The organism is Martinezella sp. CNPSo 3732 (assembly GCF_057784515.1).
In genome coordinates, this window is sequence record NZ_JBXSOO010000001.1 from 587,694 (window position 1) to 604,101 (window position 16,408).

Here is a 16,408-nt window from a genome sequence, read left to right on the forward strand (position 1 = left end):
TCCTCATGGCTTGCTGTCCGGACAAAAGCGATCGAGCAACCGACCCATAGGTCCGCGCGAATAGGCCAGCGCATGATAGCAGCTCAGCATGAGGCGAGCCCAGCTCAGATAAAGACCCGGCAAATGCATTTCACGGGCGAGCCAAAAGACACGATGGCTCCAGAAACTGATGGCTGAGCGCATGCCGTAGATCATCCTGCGCCGGATACCCAACCCATGTCTTGCCGCAGCGACGCGCTTTTGAGGGCGCATGCCAAATCGCGGTAAACTCAGACGGAAGGCCAAGCCTTCCCGTCTTTGCCGAAAACCGGCGGCCTGGGTACTGACAACGAAAGCTTCGTCGACGGGCGATAGGCAAATGCGTCCGAACTCCGTTCCGGCGCGGATGAGCTCGAGAAGCGCTTTCGAGCGCACGATGACGACATTGGTTCCTCGCCCGTCTGACGAATACGGCTTCCGCCAGGCGTCGCCGAAGGCTATATCCGAGGTCTCCGCAACCACGTCGTCACAATAGTTGCAGGCCGAATTCTGGAAAAAGCCCGCGCCCCAGTCGCCGTCCACAAGGTTCCACCAGTCGCGAGCCCGAAGCTCGCCATTTTGCAGCCCGAGGCTCGCGCGATACCAGTTGGCCGGGCGATCCGAGGATTTTGACCTGTAGTCGATCCGCTCGACATCCTGAATCCGTTGGCCCATCTGCCAGCTGAAGCTCTCGGTCATGCGCGCGCTCTTCATATGCCCGCAAAAGAGCCCGAGCGTGAAGGCAATGCGTTCTTTCAAGATGGGATCGACGCTGCTCAACAATCTCAACGCCTTTATAAAGCAGGGAACGCCGACCACCGCATATCGACCTGGCGTCTGCCTGATCTGCTCGAGCACCTTCGACATCTCGACCGGGTAGTAGCGCGACTTGGCGCCGGCCATCACGGCCTGCGGATCGCGTGAAAGCGTATAGGAAAACAAGCGCTCACCGCATGCCGGCCCGCTTCTTTCGACAACATGCGCGACAGCATCGACAAGCCCATTGCGAAGGAGCTCAGTTGCGACCCAGGTGACCATACCTCCGGAGCTGCCTCTGGCGCGAAAGGCGCCTTCGGCGACATGACCGACGAATGCCGCTTCCCATCGGCCGAGCTGAGAGTCGGTTTTCCGGGCGTTAGGGAAAAGCTGTTCTGCAAGGGCATCTTCGTTCCTGCTTGTCGGAGAGAACGGGCATATCCGGGAAAAATCCGCAGTTCGATCTCGCATCCAGCCGCCACTTGCACGCGGCTTCCATTGTCCGAAACGATCGAACTCCATATGGACGTCATTCTCATGCGTACGCGCCGCACAGGCACCACATCCGATACAGAGCCCGGAGCGAATGACATCAGCCGGGCTCAACCGGCCGGTATTTCCCAATGGATCAGAATACCTGCTCGAGGACATGATTGAGAAAGGTGCTGGAGTTGTGACGAAGACTTTCGATATGCCAGGCAACATCCGGCCGCGGCGCTTCCGTCAAAGCCAGATGCAATTGGGAAGCGGGGCTGAATTCAGATATGACGCTTTCCTCGATCCCGACCATCGCCGCCAGATCGCGCAGCTTGTTCGATCGATAATAGGAGAGGACGCAGGCCAGGGGCTTTTCGTTGACGAGAGCAAATACGCAGCCGTGGAAGAAATTCGTTACCACCGCACTGGCGCCGCCGATCAGGCGGGCGAATTCTTCCGGACCCGCGCCGATGCGGTGTTCATGAGCCCAATTGTTCCTATATCCGATGCTGATCAGCCGGGTATTATTCATATCCGCCCAATCACGAACCATTCGCTGAAACCAGGCCGGAAAGCTGTGCCCGTAAACAGCCGTATAAGGAGATAACGACTCTTCTTTACCAGCATCCAAGATTGCTCGGGGGAACTGAAGGCACGGATCGAGCACCAATTCGGCCTCCAGTCCTAAAGCTTCACCGAGAAGGCGCTTCGAATTCAAGTCGCGCACCGAGATCCGCGAGAAGTTACGGAGCTGCTCGGCCCAGTGGCCGTTCAGCCGCTGCGCCGAATTGAAATTTCCGAAGCTGGCTGCGTAGGAGGAAAGGAGAGGCTTCTGCAAGCCTTCGCCAAAGAAGAGACCGCTGCCACCATACCAGGGATGATGCAAATTCCAGACCTCGTCACTACCGACGATGACCACCGGAAGATCTTCGATAGCCGATGGATCCTCTAACGCGAACGGTGCGGATAGTGGCAGCCGGGAGATCGCGTCGAGGAATTTGCGGATCTTCTTCCGGTAAAGCGGGTAATCTTCTTTAGCAGTCGCCACCGGAAGCTGTGGCCGAAATGCGCAACGCCACTCCGCCAAATCCACGCGTTTTGACCTGTGGTTCAGCAACACTGCGTCGACGCTCATCGATCGCAATCCTTCGACCAGGCAGCGCGCCTGCCAATAGGACCCATAGTTGATACAGCCATGAAACGTCAGCACACCCGCGCGGAGCTTGCCACTGGCGGCGACTAAGCTATTTCCGGCGACAATGGGCGCACGTCCATAACCAGCAAGGCCGATCGCATCCGACATCTGATCTCCCGTTGTTCTGCAAATGGCCATGGTAGCGGCTTCTCTCGAGCGCATTGCCTGCAGCGACAGGCCTTACACTCCTGTCTCGCCTTCGAACCCTGCGGTTGATTGAATGTTCCCCTGGCGCCGACCTGTCTCTCAGGGTTTGCCGAGCTTGTTCCGGCGAGATGATTCGGTCAGCAGGCGTAATCGTTAGTCCGCGAGGATCAGATCGGCGATGAGCGGAAGATGATCGGAAGCAACCTTCGTCAGCTTGTTTTGCAGGACGGCAGAATCCGCGACACGAATATCCTCACTGACAAATATATGATCAAGGCGCATTAGAGGGTATCTGGAGGGAAAGGTCGGATGCGCCGGGCCTTTTCTCTGAAGCTGGACATCTTTTAGGAGCCGGCCGATCAGCCGATACGTGGCGGATGCGGCAACGGCGTTCAAATCGCCGCACAGGATCGTCGCCCCTGGCTTCACGGAACCATGCAGCCATGCGGGACCCAGCAACGTCGTCATTTGCTGAATACGATCTCGCCCACGAAGACCGAGGTGTGTATTGAAGACGTTCAATATGACATCGCCGATGACAATCTCGACTGCAAGAGCGCCGCGAGGCTCCCCTCTCGATGGCAACGGACCAGCCTTGACCGCCCTTATCGGCCAGTTGGTTATGATAGCGTCCCCATATTGCTCCTCGGCGAATGTCAGGGTCGGATTGAAATGAGCTTCCATCTTCAAAAGCGACGCGATCATGCTTGCCTGGTCGATACGCCCTGTCCGCAAACGACAGACGTCGATTTCCTGCAGCGCCACGATATCAGCCTGTGTTTGAGCAATGACGGATGCGATCCGGGCCGGATCCACCTTGCGATCGGTGCCAATGCAGCTGTGCACATTGTAGGTGAGTATTCTGATTCGTTTCTCGTTGGTCATATGTGGGGAACACCGAAGCGGCCCAGTCGTTCCGCCGAATAGCCGGTTCGAACAAAGGTAGACCGATGACCCGGAAAGGCTTGATATGGAATGCGGCAATGCTTGGTGCGCTTTGCCTGGCGCTCTTTCTTCTTTATCGGATCCTTTCGCACTACAGTCTGGAGGAGATTGAAGCATCGCTGCGCAAACTCCCCTTCCCGTACCTTGCGGCAGCGATCCTCTTCGCGGCGGCTTCCTATATCAGCCTGACCGGCTTCGATTATCTGGCCATTCTGTCGCTTCGAAAGTCCTTGCCATATCCAAAAATTGCGCTGGCATCCCTTATCAGCCTGTCGATGGGCCACAATATCGGATTTGCAGGGCTCAGCAGCGGTGCATTTCGTTATCGCTATTATGCTCGCTGGGGCTTTAGCATGGAAGATGTCGCGAAGATCATTCTATTTTCCGGTGTGACGGTCGCCCTTGGCTTGGTAACCATCGGCGGTATCGCCTTGCTTGTCGCTTCGGAAGATATCGTTACGCTGCTCCATGCCGATCCTCCAACTCTGCGGATACTGGGTGGCGCTCTTCTTTGCGTTGCTGTGATCTATGCTATTCTGGCTAAATACCTGCGAGGGCGGCTGACCTTATGGCACTGGTCATTTGAATTGCCTCAAGCCGGGATAGCTCTCGCACAAATTGCGATTGGCACGGTGAATTTTGCCTTCGTCTCGGCATGCCTTTACGCATTGTTTTCGGCTTATGCCGAGGTATCCTATTTTCGCACCATCACCGCATTCGTGCTTGCCAACACTCTCGTCCTGACCACGCATGTCCCCGGAGGTCTCGGTATTCTGGAGACAACCCTGGCATATGCTGTTCCGAATGCCGCCTCGATCGGAGCCTTGATCGCGTTTCGCCTGATCTACTACCTCATTCCGCTTCTGTTCGGCGGCATCACGATGATGATTACCGAACTGATCTTCAGCCGGCAATCAGCCAAACCGGAGCATGCGGCGCAATCGACCCGCGACACGACGTAGGGGCAATGGCGGCCAGGGCCGTGCAGGATCGAACAGTGCCGTCCCTAAAACAGGTGTGGTCTTTCGGCTTTTCGAGTGAAGCGGTCTCAGGCCCCTTGCCCCAAGATCGAGCGCCTCGATCGCACGGATAAGAGAGCCGTTTTGCTCAAAAACCTGATCGAGCGTTTTGGAAGAACAGCCGAGAAATTCCGAAAGAAGGCTGTGACGCAGACTGCGGATGACCCTCCTATGTTCGGCGCTTTGCGCCTCAAACAGAATGTCGCACTCCGTATCCAAATTCTCCGAACGATGGTTGAGGTTCGACGAGCCAATTCGTACTAAGTCGTCGTCTGCGATCAACAATTTTGAATGAATAAAAAGAGGTATCTGGTGCGTCCCATCCGGAATGACCGGATAGAAAACGCGCAAACGGTCGAACTCGTCGGCGTGTTTAAGTTTCGCAATGATCCTATCCCTATTCCTATCCATGATCATCTTTTCGATCAGACCATGCGAACAGGACGCACAGACGATCACGATCTCAGGCCCCTCCTTCTCCTTCAAACGCGCAGCCAATGTTTCGGCAATATTGAAGGAGGCCAGATATTGCGTTTCGATATAGAGATGACGCCTCGCTGCATCGATCATCCGGTTGGCTAGGACGCTTCCGAGATTCTCGCGCCGCCGCGATGCTCTCGTGGGATTCGAGACGGCAAGCCTGATTGGTATGTTGGAAAGAGAAAGAGATTCTTCGCATTGCAATTCATGCTCGCAAGTACATGCCAAGGGTTCATGCCGCTCGCCAGTTGCCGCCGCCCACCGGTGTCTGGCAATCTCAGAGACGATCCTCGCTGCCTGCCCACTTACCATGACCTGCAGGTCGTGCACCGCTTCGTAGGGCAGGCCCTCCGAATCTCGTCTGCGCTGATCTCCGACCCGATGGCCGCGTGTATCCCACCTGCGCGATGCCAGATCGATGCCGCCCAGGAACGCGACGCTGTCGTCAACGCAAACAAGCTTTTGATGATGACAGCCAAGCAAGACGGGCTGAACGGCAAAGCGTAACTGGATACGATTACTCTTCGGGAAGGTTTTTCGAAAAAATATTCTCAGGGACTTATCCGAATAGATTGGCCCAAGTGCCCAAACCAGAATGCGAATCTGCAAATCCGGGTTGGAATGGACTGCTCGTTCGAGGACGTCTCCCAGGGTTGCTTCCGATTTTTCCGGTTCCAGCGATATTTCCGGATTAAAGTTCCAGCCAATAATCCAGATCTCCCGTTTAGCCTCGTTTAGCGCCGCGGCAAGGCACGAAAAATAATTCTTGCCATTAATGAGAAAGCTCGCTTTCTCCGCAGTCCCTGACAACAATGGCTTGGCACTTTGCTGCATCGTGGTTGAAATCTGGAATTGTCGCGATTGATTCAGGTAATAATCGGCTTTTGCATCGACACTCCCCGTCGCTCATGGACCGGTACCGGGCGATCGCTATCTTGCCATATCCTCATCGATCACCCTTGGGCATCCCTGCGGACATGGCAGCCCGTTCGCTTCGTCACCGGCGATTGCTGACGTGATCGCGATATTGTTCTGTCTGAACGTTGCGGCTGTCGAGACCTCTTTGCCTCGAATGTTGCGCCTTGTCACGGTTGGACAGAACGGCATTTTCTCCGACCTTGCCCTCTTCAAGTGTGGTAGCGGCGCCTGACGCGTCACCTTTGCCTTTCGATCCGCGGGAGAACTGCTTTTTTCCTGCGTGAGCCATCATACATCTCCATCAATTTGCCGGCACAGTGCTTCACCTCGGCCATCCAATCAGGGTGCGCCGCAGCAAAGGCACCTTTGGAACATTCAACTTCTATTTCTGTCGATTGTTCCCTCTGGGCTGGGGAACCGGCATCGACACACGGTGCAGATTTATTGTTCCGGCCCGGGAACATTCCTCGCCTGCGATAGTTGCGTTGCGACTATCTCGAAGGAGAAGAAATGCGGGATGATGACGAGAAAAATTCTGTCGAAACAGATCCGATTGTGTCTGCAAACGACAGTCCTCAACAGAAGAGCAAAAAACGGCGGGCGGGATACCTGATCGTGCTTGCGCTTTTGGTGATCGCGTTGCTGACACTCGCCGAATGGATACTGAACGGTACCATCATTTTTTCTAACGCGCGGTAGCTGCCGCGTACCTTCAAACAGCAGGAAACCAAGCCAAACGGAAGTTACTTGGATTCCATGAAAGCAGATATGAAAAGGAGACCGGCATGAAGCTCGCGATCGTCACTATTGCGGTAGCGCTGGCAGCGGCGCCAGCATACTCCCAATCAGCAGCAGAGAAGACAGGCGTTAACTCTCTCGTAGGGGCGGCGCCGAATACGCAAGACTTTGTCAATGAAGCCGCTAGCAGCGATATGTTTGAAATTGAATCGAGCAAGCTCGCCCTGCAGCGCGGCAATGATCAAACGAAAAAATTCGCTCAGCAAATGATTGATGACCACCAAAAGACAACGAATGAGCTGAAAGATCTCGTCAACAGTGGAAAGGTCAAGGCAACACTGCCGACCGAGATGAGTTCAAGCCAGAAGAAGATGCTGGGGCGGCTGCAGAAAACGCAGGGAAATGACTTTATCAAACGCTACGACGCGGACCAGCGTTCGGCTCATGCGAATGCAGTTGATCTTTTCAAACGCTATGGAAACGGCGGCGAGGATGCAAGCCTGAAGACCTGGGCTGCCAATACGAGGCCGAAACTAGAGCAGCATCTGCAAATGGCCAAGGAACTTCCAAAGTAAAATGGCCACCGGGGATGAGTGGATGGCCATACCATCGGCTGTATTTTCATCCGCTCATCCGATGCGACACACAATCGATCTGAAGTGATTGGGGGTTGCGCGAAGAGGATTTGGCTCGCAACGGAGTGCGGGATATGGATGACCAGCTGCATCTCAGCGATAGCGATGTCATCGAAGTCGAAAACGAGGATGGAACGAGAAAAGTCTGCGATGATGTGGCCTACTTGAAGCTCTCCATCGTCAATGTGATTTTTCTCGGCAGACCTGTGCCAGATAGTAGCTGGCTCCTCGTCGACACCGGTTTGCCGTCGTCACAGGATCGGATCTTGGCAGCAGCGGCGCGTCGCTTCGGTGCGACGTCCCGGCCCGCTGCCATTATCCTGACTCACGGACATATCGACCACGCAGGTTCTGTCGAACGCTTGGCCGCCTTTTGGGACGTTCCGGTCTACGCCCATCCGCTCGAGCATCCCTACCTGGATGGACGCGCGTCTTATCCGCCCGCCGATCCATGGGTTGGCGGGGGAAGCTTTGCGCTCATGTCGCCCCTGCTGCCGCGTGGCCCCTCCAATCTCGAAAACCGGCTTCAAAACCTGCCTGCCGATGGCACCGTGCCTTTCGCTTCCGAATGGTCATGGCTGCATACGCCCGGCCACACACCGGGACATATCTCCCTTTGGCGCGAAGGAGATCGCACGCTCGTCGCCGGTGACGCCGTCATCACGACAGGCCAGGAATCCGTTTACGACGTAGTGACACAGGCTCCCAGGCTGCATGGTCCGCCTCGCTATCTGACAATCGACTGGCAAGCATCGGAACAATCAGCAAAGCAGATTGCCAGCCTCAAGCCGGAACGATTGATCAGCGGACATGGCCCGGCGCTGGGCGGGACCGGCTTGCGCGCAGGCCTCGATACGCTGGCGACGAATTTCTGGGATATTGCCGTACCACCCGACGGCCGATATGTCGATCATCCGGCGAGAGCCGCCGACGGCACGGCCTATTGCCGGCCCTGATGCTTCCCACACTGTGAGACCGGCTGCGCTTTCGCTTGCTCCACCTTTGCAAGATCCTGCAAGAACCAAAGAGCAGGTCATAACCCCGGTCGTTCTACAGACACCCTCTACAAACTGCTGCGCTGGAACAATGATGGTATCCGGAAGTTTGAGAATGGATCGGCGAGGGCCGCTGGGGATATCACCACGGGATCGCCGGAGAAAGCGCATGAGTGACAGGAATTTCGACAATGAACGTGATCCAGCTTCCGCAGGTCCATCGAAGTGATCGCCACCCGGAACCCGAGTTCTGCACAAGCGATCGTAACGGGCGTACCATGTTCCGTTTCCTGGCCGATTACCAAATCGATGGGCGGACGTTCGGCATCAGTTTCTGGGCCTATGATCTGGCAGACGCGGAGCGCCGCGTTGCATCCATGCGCGCCAATCTGAGCCTCCAAGGTCAGATCTTCTGCCGGATGTGAGGAGCTTATTCTTCCACCAGCAGGCCGATGTCCCTTCCATCCAGCCGCTGAATTCCGTCTGGCCAAACCGAACCGTCTCCCGTCCTATATGACCCACGTCACTACCAGCCCGGCGCTGGCCGAGAAAATGGCCAGGACTGTCAACCAGCCGGCGACATTCATAAGACGTGAATTTACATGTTCACCCATGATTGCCTTGTTGTTCGTCATCAACAGCAGCAATAGCAAGAGGGGCGGAGTAGAAAACCCCTGGACTACGCCGGACCATACCAGAGCCTTCATCGGATTTACGCCAAAGAAGTTCATCACGACCGCAATCAGCGTTACCGCTAGGATAATGATGTAAAATCCCGGCGCCTCCCGGGCCCTGGCGTTCAGACTGCCCTTGATGCCGATTGACTGGGCGAGGTCATAGGCTGCTCCCGTCGTCATGACAGGAACCGCCAGAAATCCGACCGATATGATTCCTGCGGCAAACAAATATCCAGCTGCATGCCCGGCGATTGGCTTTAAGGCTTCTGCCGCCTGAGCCGCAGTTTGGATATCCGTATGCCCCTGAACGTGCAGCGTCGAGCCGGTCGCCAGAATGATGAAGTACATGACCAGGTTGGAAAACGTCATGCCGACAAGGATTTCCTTGCGGGAGCGGGCCAGTTTCGAGCTGCTGACGCCTCGTCTGGCTTGCACCGAAGTCTTGCCCTCGGCGATTTTTTCCTCGACCTCTTCATTGGATTGCCAGGTGTAGAGATAGGCCGACAGCGTGGTACCGATGATCGCCACGATGATCGAAAGAAATGCCTCGTTGAATTCGATGGATGGAATGAGCGAGCCCTTAAGAACGGCCATCCAGTCCGGTTTCGCCAATATAGCCGCGCCTGCATAGGCCAGCAGACTGAGGGCCAGCCAGCGGAAAATGCGGCGAATGAGGATATAGGAGCCCACCACCTGTAGACAGAGCAGAATGACCGCCATCATGGCAACGATAAGGGGAACGGAAAGCGGCACGAAAAGGTTGACGGCCGCCGCCATTCCGCCCAGATCGGCAGCGGCCTCGATCGTATTGCCGATAACGACTCCGGCCAACGCCAGATAAAGAAACCATCGGGGATAATTGTCGTGGATGACTTGAAACAGTCCACGTCCGGTTACCTGCCCGAGTTTCGACGAAAGGTACACGACCGTGAACATCATCGGCAGCGTAACGGGCGCCGTCCAGAGCATCCCGAGACCGAAGCGTGCGCCGGCGCTGGCATAAGTGCCGATTGCGGAGGGATCGTCGTCAGCCGCTCCAGAAATGAGACCGCGGCCGAGCAGGCTCACTCCTTCATGACGTTGCCTAGTCGGGGATCCATCGCTCTCCTGGTGCTTCATTGCGAGACTTTCCCGACACGCGCGGTCATGACCGGGGAGCGTCTAAGGGTTGTCAGTTCGCTATGAAACAATCGCATGAAAGATGTCATTTCCGCCTAAGCGGCGAAATCGGCGGAAGTTCCGTGCGACCGGCAAATACCTCTCGCCTATTTGATTTCGTGGAACTTTGCGGCTCTTTCGCAGTAAGGTTCGTTTCTAAAGAAAGGCTGCATCATGACAGGCAACGAAACAAAGTCCGGCGGTCCGAACACTCCTTCCAGGAAAACCATATCTGATAATCCTGCTCCGATCCGGCAATCGAGTGAGCAAGATGGTATGGCCCCGAATGTTCTTGAAAAGGATCTGGTGACGCCGATCGGCAAATCGGGTATGCGGATTTCGCCAAAAGATCGGAGTAAGCCACGCACAAAGGAATAAGACAGGGTTTCGAATAGACCGGATTAAAATCTAGTAGGCTGTCGCAGCGGAAAGCCATACGAAACTGATCATATATCCAGCCGTCAGCGAAATGCAGATCGCAAATAGAAGAGCGAAGCACCTCGATGACATATTGAAGCTCCTTCACCGCATTTCTGTGCTTTGCCGACATTGGAACGATACTGGCTATCGCCACAGCAGATAAGATGATCTCGAACTCCGCGGAGCCATCGATGTTCCAAAGTCTTGATTGCGGCGACCCATATAAGCCGCCGAACAGCACTACCAGGTGAGAGACCAAGTATCTGTCTTCTTCCCCTTTTAGCCGCATAATCCAGATACTTATGGCTGCATATTCATCAATTGATCCATCGGCATCATGTTTTGCTTCAGATGATCCATGATCCAGATGGAACCGAGAACGATCAGCACGACGACCAATATGCCGAATGCCAGGGCGAGGACGTTGTTGGTGTTGTCAGGACCCGTGGTGATATGCAGAAAGAACACCAGATGCACACCCATTTGCGCGATTGCGAGTACGATCAGCGCTACCGGAATTGCCGGCCCGTAGACGATGTCGGAAGTGGCCAGCAAGAAGGAAGCAGCCGTCAGGATGATCGAAAATCCCAGCCCCAAGTTTGCGTTCAGCACCCAGTGACCGCTTTCTTCCGGTGGCTCATCGCCGGGCGCATGGTCATCCCGAAAATTTTGTCGGTTATCATATACGTCCGTGTCGGTGTCGGAGGTACTCATCAGTGAACTCCCATCAGATAGACGATCGTGAAAATGCCGATCCAGACGATATCGAGTGCATGCCAGAAGAGATTGAAGCAGATCAATCGATGAATGATCTCGCGGCGAAATCCTTTTATGAAAACCTGGGCCATCATCGTGGCCAGCCAGACGCCGCCGAGCGTGACGTGCAAGCCATGCAGCCCGACCAGCCCATAGAAGGAAGTGAGCATCGCACTGCGTTGCGGCGTGAAGCCGCGATTGGCGAGCTCGACGAATTCCCAGAGCTCGAGAAGAACGAATATCAATCCCAAGAGGCCGGTCAGAAGCAGGAAGATGAGCGTCCAAAGTTTGTTGCGCGCGTTCGTCGCCGCAAATGACAGCATGCAGGTATAGCTCGACAATAGCAGGGCCGCCGTCTCGAATCCCACGCGCTGCACATCGACGATATCGGCAATCGCCGGCCCGCCTGCCGTCGCTCCCCTTTGCACGGCGAATGCGGCAAAGAAACACGAGAAAATGATGATGTCGCTCAGCAGATAGATCCAGAAGCCGTAGCCGACAAGAATCCGCCTGTCGGCAGGACCGGTAGCGCCCTGACCAGTTCCCATCGCGGGCTCCCCCGAGCCGTGAGCACGGTGGCCCAGACGATGCGGGTCTTCACGAACGCGCCGTATGGTTTCGACGCTCGCCGGCAAGCCGGTATCGGTCATGGCAATGCTCCCTGTTCGGACATGCGCGCAAGCATCGCCTCGCGAGCGGAGCGCCGGGCGCGATCGACGCGCGCGACCTCGTCGGCCGAAACCTCGAATTCATGAACGTCGCGCCATGCGAAGACCACGAAGCCGATGAAGGCCGCCACGAGCGCCACGATGGCAAGCCACCAGATGTACCAGATCATCGCGAAACCGAAGACCGTGGCGAAAAAGGCCGTATAGATCCCAACCGGGCTGTTCACCGGCATCTCGATCGGCTCGTAATCCGGTTCAGGCGAGAGTTGCTGTGATTCCACGGCGCGAAGTTTGATACCCCAATAGGCCTCCTCACCCTCGACATTCGGCATGACGGCGAAGTTGAAAAACGGCGGCGGCGACGGGGTTGCCCATTCAAGAGAACGACCATCCCACGGATCTCCGGTGACATCCCGCAGCTTTTCCCGTTCGCGAATGCTGACCACCAATTGAATGACCTGCGCGATGACACCCAGGATTAGAATGCCGACACCGGCGACGGAGACATAGAGCCAGGGCGCCCATTCAGGAACGTCGATGTGCTGCAGCCGCCGTGTCATCCCATCAAGTCCGAGAACGTAAAGAGGCGTGAACGTCACCCAAAACCCAACGAAAGCCAGCCAGAAGGCTGCTTTGCCCCAACCTGCATGGAGCCGGAAACCGAATGCTTTCGGAAACCAGAATTCCATGCCCGCGAAAACGCCGAACACGACACCGCCAATGATGACATTGTGAAAATGCGCCACCAGAAACATGGAATTATGCGTCAGGAAGTCCGCTGGTGGTATGGCGAGCAGGACGCCCGTCAACCCGCCTATGGTGAAAGTGAAGATGAAGCCCATCGACCACAGCATTGGCACTTCGAAACGAACCCTTCCGCCATACATCGTAAAGATCCAGTTGTAGATTTTCACGCCGGTGCCGACGGCAATGATACTGGAGGAGATGCCGAAGAAGGTGTTGACCGCAGCGCCGGCCCCCATCGTGAAGAAGTGGTGCAGCCAGACCAGCATCGAAACGATGCAAATAAACATCGTCGCCGCCACCATGGAGCGGTAGCCAAATAGCGGTTTCCCGGAAAAGGTCGAAAAGACTTCTGAAAAGATGCCGAAGGCGGGCAAGACGAGAATATAGACTTCCGGATGTCCCCACGCCCATATCAGGTTCACAAACATCATCGGATTTCCACCCGCCGTATTTGTGAAATAATGCCATCCGACATAGCGATCGAGCGTGAGCATGGCGAGCGTCGCCGTCAGGATCGGGAAGGCTGCCACGATCAGCAGGCAGGAAGCCAGCGCCGTCCAGCAAAAGACCGGCATTCTGAGATAGCTCATGCCCTGGCACCGCATCTTCAGTATCGTCGTGACGATATTGATGCCGGTTATCAGGGTCCCGATGCCGGAAATCTGCACGGCCCAAAGATAGTAGTCGACGCCCACGCCTGGCGTGTAGCTCGTCTCGCTGAGGGGCGGATATGGCAGCCACCCGGTGCGGGCAAACTCGCCGATGAAGAGCGACACATTGACCAGAAGCGCGCCGCTCGCTGTCAGCCAGAACCCAACCGAGTTGAATGTCGGGAAGGCAACGTCGCGGACGCCGAGCTGCAGCGGCACGAGGAAATTCATGAATCCCAATACGAGCGGCATGGCGCCGAACAAAATCATGATCGTTCCGTGTGCAGTGAAGATCTGATTATAGTGTTCGGGCGGCAGATAACCGGGGGCATCGATCGCGACTGCCTGCTGGGTGCGCATCATGATGGCATCGGCAAAGCCGCGGATGAGCATGACGACACCGAGCAGGCAATACATGATGCCGATACGCTTGTGATCGACGCTCATGATCCACTCTCGCCACAAATAGGGCCACCATCCTCTTACGGTGACCAGAATCAAGACCGCAGCCGCGATAAGGATGACGGCAATGGATGTGATCAGCGGGATCGGCTGAGACAAGGGAATCGCCGAAAGACCGAGTTTTCCCAACATGTTCAATCCTTTCCGCCAGTGGAAGTCTCGCGACCCGCATGTTGTGGGGACTCGGCCTCTGGACCGGGACCTGGCGGAATCGTCTGTTGAACGATGGCATCGAAAAGCCCGGGATCCGCCAACCGATAGGTCGCAGGCTGAACACGCTCGCTCTGCTGTAAGAGCTTGCCATAGGCATCCCGATCAAGAGGAAGATCGGTCGCCTGCGCGCTCGTCATCCAGGTTTCAAACTCGGCATCCGGGACGCTTCTGACCTCGAACTGCATGTCCGAGAAACCGTCGCCGGAAAATTGGGCGGATATGCCCCGCAGGCGAGCGGATTCATCCGACTGGAGGTGCAGTTGCGAGATCATACCAGGCATGGCGTAGATCATCGATCCAAGCCGAGGCACGAAGAAGGCGTTGAAAACACTTGCAGACGTGATCGAAAAGTGTACCGGCGTGCCGGTCGGGATGACGACTTGATTGACGGTAGCGACCCCGTTTTGCGGATAGATGAAAAGCCATTTCCAGTCGAGAGACACGACCTGGACTTCGAGAGTCGGCTTGCTCGATGACAGCGGCCTGAACGGGTCGAGCCTGTGCGACCCGATCCAGATCAGCCCCCCGATGAACATGATCGTCAGGATCGGAATCGACCAGACGACCGCTTCGATGCGTCCGGAATAGGACCAATACGGAAGATATTCCGCTCGGGAATTGGACGCGCGATAACGCCATGCCATCCAGAACGCCAGCAGGATGGTCGGAACCACGATGGCGAGCATGATCACGGTCGCGTTGATGAGAATTGCGGCATCACCGGCGCCCACGGGACCAACCGGGTTCAATACCGCTAGGGAACATGAGGAGAGGCCAAAACTCAACAGACCAAAAGCTGTGCTGCGCCACATGCGAACGGGCGCCGATTTTGGATTTTCCAAGCCGCGCATTCTGGATCGTCCTCTCCGTTGCGGCTTCCCGAACTTGCAACGTCAGGCATTGTTCCCATCCAAAATGTCGTCTTGCCGAGTTCAGCGCGCCACCGTTTTCGTAGCGCTGCTGTTCCTGGCTTCAGATCGAATGATCAGCTATCGACTTGCGTGGGAAGAATCGTGTCAACGGAAACCTCGCCCTCCAGCACGCCGCGTTTCAAGCCGGTTCGGCCGCGGGCGATCTCGATCACGGTATAAAGCTTATCATCGCGAAATGCGCTCGCATTACTGGTCGTCACATCTTCGGCAGGGGCCGCATCGACCTCCATAAAATCAAGCTCATTGCCCGCCGCCACGATGCGCGCGTCGCCTGCGGTCCTGGCCGCTACGATAACCGTACCCTGATTGGGAGCGTTGTCCCAATGCGGATCGTCCAGAGCGGCGATGGGTTCCAAACGGTAGATATTCAGCGCCTCCTCGACATCGGTTGCCGAAGCAATGGTTGCCGCATCCCGAAGCTGGCTCTTGCTTTCGACCGATCGTCCGAAGGTTGTTCTACTGGTTGCATTGTTGATATCGTCGGTCCCTGTTCTCGAAACATTCGACATGACATTCCTCGTTGTTTTCTGCATCCTTGTCCTCCTAACTGTCATGCAATCGAATTGGTTCCCCCTTTCAGGCCCCCGCGCCGTGCCTTAACCATTGGGCCCAGCAAGGAGCCCGAAGGAATGCGATGTATGAGTTCACTTCACCCTCGGCGGCAAGACGTTTTCCCACTTATCTGGGGCACCTTTATCGCCAATGCGCGTTGAGCGATTGCAAACCTGGCTTCTGGCCGCGGGGTCGTCACATTTTTGCCCGCTCTCGGCCAAATGGCGCTAACGGAGGGAAACGACAATGGAATTGAAGCCGTGGACAATTCAATCATCGCGCCAGGTTCTGAAGGATCGCTGGATCGACGTAAGGGCCGATGATTGCGTAACCAGCGAAGGTCACTCGATTTCTCCTTATTATGTTCTTTCATACCCTGACTGGGTGCATGTCGTTGCAATCGGTGACGACAGCTCAGTCCTGTTGCTGGAACAGTACCGTCATGGGCTCGGTATCATATCGCTCGAAGTACCCGGTGGCGGAATAGATGCCGGCGAAACGCCTTTGGAAGCCGGAAAGCGTGAACTTCTTGAAGAGACCGGTTTCGAGGCTCGCCATTGGCATTATTGCGGACGCCTCGCGCCCAATCCGGCCATGCAAACAAACTACAGCCACATCGTCCTCGCCACCGGGCTCGAGGAATGCCAGGCGCCGCTGAATGATCCCTCAGAACGGGTCGTATTGCATCATATACCCCTGACGGAAACCATAAATGCGGCTCTCACAGGCAGAATCTGCCAAGCCATTCACACATCTGCCCTGCTGCTGGCGCTTGCGCACGGAAACCTCGTGAAGATCACCGCTGAGGCGCTTCCAAATGACATCCACGCTCGTTGATCACGACTAAGCA

The 16,408-nt window shown here is 56.0% G+C and carries 18 protein-coding genes; 6 read left to right on the plus strand and 12 right to left on the minus strand.

Translation table 11 applies throughout. The annotated features are described in order from the left end of the window. Positions 1 to 3 precede the first annotated feature (3 nt). The 3 genes from AC13RM_RS02670 to AC13RM_RS02680 all read right to left on the minus strand — a co-directional run bounded on the left by AC13RM_RS02670 (position 4) and on the right by AC13RM_RS02680 (position 3,478). The gene (locus AC13RM_RS02670; RefSeq protein WP_374817658.1) at positions 4 to 1,425 is read right to left on the minus strand and encodes a Coenzyme F420 hydrogenase/dehydrogenase, beta subunit C-terminal domain; all 1,422 of its coding nucleotides are present in this window, start codon (positions 1,423 to 1,425) and stop codon (positions 4 to 6) included. Continuing rightward, positions 1,403 to 2,554 (minus strand): polysaccharide pyruvyl transferase family protein, encoded by a 1,152-nt coding sequence (locus AC13RM_RS02675; RefSeq protein WP_374817660.1) that lies wholly within the window; start codon positions 2,552 to 2,554, stop codon positions 1,403 to 1,405. The genes AC13RM_RS02670 and AC13RM_RS02675 overlap by 23 nt, the downstream gene beginning before the upstream one ends. A gap of 192 nt (positions 2,555 to 2,746) precedes the next feature. Continuing rightward, a complete protein-coding gene (locus AC13RM_RS02680) occupies positions 2,747 to 3,478 on the minus strand; it encodes an endonuclease/exonuclease/phosphatase family protein (protein ID WP_374817662.1) in 732 nt (243 codons plus the stop codon). 65 nt (positions 3,479 to 3,543) lie between these two features. Between AC13RM_RS02680 and AC13RM_RS02685 the strand changes: the two genes are divergently transcribed. Continuing rightward, on the plus strand, positions 3,544 to 4,500 hold the full coding sequence (locus AC13RM_RS02685; protein WP_374817664.1) for a lysylphosphatidylglycerol synthase domain-containing protein: 957 nt from the start codon (positions 3,544 to 3,546) through the stop codon (positions 4,498 to 4,500). Here the strand turns inward: AC13RM_RS02685 and AC13RM_RS02690 are convergent. Beyond that, positions 4,453 to 5,871 (minus strand): phospholipase D-like domain-containing protein, encoded by a 1,419-nt coding sequence (locus tag AC13RM_RS02690; protein WP_488554542.1) that lies wholly within the window; start codon positions 5,869 to 5,871, stop codon positions 4,453 to 4,455. The genes AC13RM_RS02685 and AC13RM_RS02690 overlap by 48 nt on opposite strands. A 163-nt stretch (positions 5,872 to 6,034) precedes the next feature. Then, positions 6,035 to 6,244, minus strand: a complete 210-nt coding sequence (locus AC13RM_RS02695; RefSeq protein ID WP_285172595.1) for a hypothetical protein — start codon at positions 6,242 to 6,244, stop codon at positions 6,035 to 6,037. 221 nt (positions 6,245 to 6,465) lie between these two features. Here AC13RM_RS02695 and AC13RM_RS02700 point away from each other — a divergent pair, with 221 nt between their 5' ends. From AC13RM_RS02700 to AC13RM_RS02715, 4 genes are all read left to right on the plus strand, one after another. Next, complete coding sequence (locus AC13RM_RS02700; RefSeq protein ID WP_285172596.1) at positions 6,466 to 6,654, plus strand: hypothetical protein; 189 nt, start codon at positions 6,466 to 6,468, stop codon at positions 6,652 to 6,654. Positions 6,655 to 6,740: 86 nt separating this feature from the next. Further along, on the plus strand, positions 6,741 to 7,268 hold the full coding sequence (locus AC13RM_RS02705) for a DUF4142 domain-containing protein (protein ID WP_374817670.1): 528 nt from the start codon (positions 6,741 to 6,743) through the stop codon (positions 7,266 to 7,268). 134 nt (positions 7,269 to 7,402) lie between these two features. After that, positions 7,403 to 8,284 (plus strand): MBL fold metallo-hydrolase, encoded by an 882-nt coding sequence (locus AC13RM_RS02710; protein WP_374817672.1) that lies wholly within the window; start codon positions 7,403 to 7,405, stop codon positions 8,282 to 8,284. Positions 8,285 to 8,514: 230 nt separating this feature from the next. Continuing rightward, positions 8,515 to 8,748 carry a hypothetical protein gene (locus tag AC13RM_RS02715; protein WP_285172599.1) on the plus strand — a complete coding sequence of 78 codons (234 nt, stop codon included), beginning with the start codon at positions 8,515 to 8,517 and terminating at the stop codon, positions 8,746 to 8,748. Positions 8,749 to 8,832: 84 nt separating this feature from the next. Here AC13RM_RS02715 and AC13RM_RS02720 read toward each other — a convergent pair whose 3' ends face one another. The 7 genes from AC13RM_RS02720 to AC13RM_RS02750 all read right to left on the minus strand — a co-directional run bounded on the left by AC13RM_RS02720 (position 8,833) and on the right by AC13RM_RS02750 (position 15,515). Further along, a complete protein-coding gene (locus AC13RM_RS02720) occupies positions 8,833 to 10,119 on the minus strand; it encodes an NRAMP family divalent metal transporter (protein WP_440479905.1) in 1,287 nt (428 codons plus the stop codon). A 211-nt stretch (positions 10,120 to 10,330) separates the two neighbouring features. Beyond that, the gene (locus AC13RM_RS02725; RefSeq protein WP_374817676.1) at positions 10,331 to 10,837 is read right to left on the minus strand and encodes a hypothetical protein; all 507 of its coding nucleotides are present in this window, start codon (positions 10,835 to 10,837) and stop codon (positions 10,331 to 10,333) included. A gap of 41 nt (positions 10,838 to 10,878) precedes the next feature. Further along, complete coding sequence (gene cyoD / locus AC13RM_RS02730) at positions 10,879 to 11,292, minus strand: cytochrome o ubiquinol oxidase subunit IV (protein ID WP_374817678.1); 414 nt, start codon at positions 11,290 to 11,292, stop codon at positions 10,879 to 10,881. Then, positions 11,292 to 11,984 (minus strand): cytochrome c oxidase subunit 3, encoded by a 693-nt coding sequence (locus AC13RM_RS02735; RefSeq protein ID WP_374817681.1) that lies wholly within the window; start codon positions 11,982 to 11,984, stop codon positions 11,292 to 11,294. The genes cyoD and AC13RM_RS02735 overlap by 1 nt, the downstream gene beginning before the upstream one ends. Then, the gene (locus AC13RM_RS02740) at positions 11,981 to 13,993 is read right to left on the minus strand and encodes a cbb3-type cytochrome c oxidase subunit I (protein ID WP_374817683.1); all 2,013 of its coding nucleotides are present in this window, start codon (positions 13,991 to 13,993) and stop codon (positions 11,981 to 11,983) included. Before AC13RM_RS02740 ends, AC13RM_RS02735 begins: the two co-directional genes overlap by 4 nt. A gap of 2 nt (positions 13,994 to 13,995) precedes the next feature. Continuing rightward, positions 13,996 to 14,925 carry a ubiquinol oxidase subunit II gene (cyoA, locus tag AC13RM_RS02745; protein WP_374817685.1) on the minus strand — a complete coding sequence of 310 codons (930 nt, stop codon included), beginning with the start codon at positions 14,923 to 14,925 and terminating at the stop codon, positions 13,996 to 13,998. Positions 14,926 to 15,059: 134 nt separating this feature from the next. Then, positions 15,060 to 15,515 (minus strand): hypothetical protein, encoded by a 456-nt coding sequence (locus AC13RM_RS02750; protein ID WP_285172606.1) that lies wholly within the window; start codon positions 15,513 to 15,515, stop codon positions 15,060 to 15,062. Between the two features lie 289 nt (positions 15,516 to 15,804). Between AC13RM_RS02750 and AC13RM_RS02755 the strand changes: the two genes are divergently transcribed. Then, the gene (locus AC13RM_RS02755) at positions 15,805 to 16,395 is read left to right on the plus strand and encodes an NUDIX hydrolase (protein ID WP_374817688.1); all 591 of its coding nucleotides are present in this window, start codon (positions 15,805 to 15,807) and stop codon (positions 16,393 to 16,395) included. Positions 16,396 to 16,408: the final 13 nt, after the last annotated feature.